The 669-nt window shown below is 61.6% G+C and carries 1 protein-coding gene; it reads right to left on the bottom strand.

Annotated features, from left to right (window positions below; translation table 11 throughout):
* Positions 1–90: 90 nt before the first annotated feature.
* Positions 91–669 (bottom strand): O-antigen ligase family protein (locus NP596_RS21760; RefSeq protein WP_256617461.1); only part of this gene is annotated, 579 nt, incomplete at its 5' end.

Genomic DNA, 669 nt, shown 5'->3' with positions numbered 1-669 from the left:
CGGTTTCCACCCCCAGTTCGCGCAGTTGCGCCACCGCCCGCCGGCCTATCATGCCGGCGCCGCCCGTCACCAAAACCCGGGAAAGTTCGTTCATGCGCGGCCTGCCTTGCGCGGTTTTTGCGGACATGTATTCATTAGGGGGCTGTTCCTCCAATTCATGCGGCAAGGATAGGCCAAGGCATATTGATTGGCGATGACCAGGGCCAGATGGATCGAAAAGCCGTAGAACGGCAGGTAAAAATCGAAAAGCCCGAAGCTGGGCAATACCAGCAGCCAAAGCGGAACCCATTGCCGCCCGGCGTCGCCGAGACCGCGTTTAATCAGCGGCATCCATAGCGAGTATATCAGCAGGGCATAGGCGGACAATCCGGCCAAGCCGGTCTCGGACAGGATGGCCAGCAACACATTATGGGCGTGCAATTCGCCCCGGTCGAAGCGCCCGCCGGTGTAATCCGGGGTTAGGAACTGAAACACGCCGGCGCCAAGGCCGAACCAGGTATGGCCGCGCCAGGCTTCGAAAGCGCCGGCCCAGATGTAAGTGCGCCCCAGGGAGAACGCGGTCAGCGGGCTTTCGTGAATGGCGCTGGTCAATTCGGCGTGGCGCCGCCAGAGTATGAAGCTCAGAAAGGCGGCAAGCAAGCCGATACTGCCGGCGATTCGCCAAGCGCC

It is taken from the genome of Methylomonas rivi (genome assembly GCF_024505165.1).
Classification (GTDB): Bacteria; Pseudomonadota; Gammaproteobacteria; order Methylococcales; family Methylomonadaceae; genus Methylomonas; species Methylomonas rivi.
This window is presented reverse-complemented; position numbering and strand designations above follow the sequence as displayed.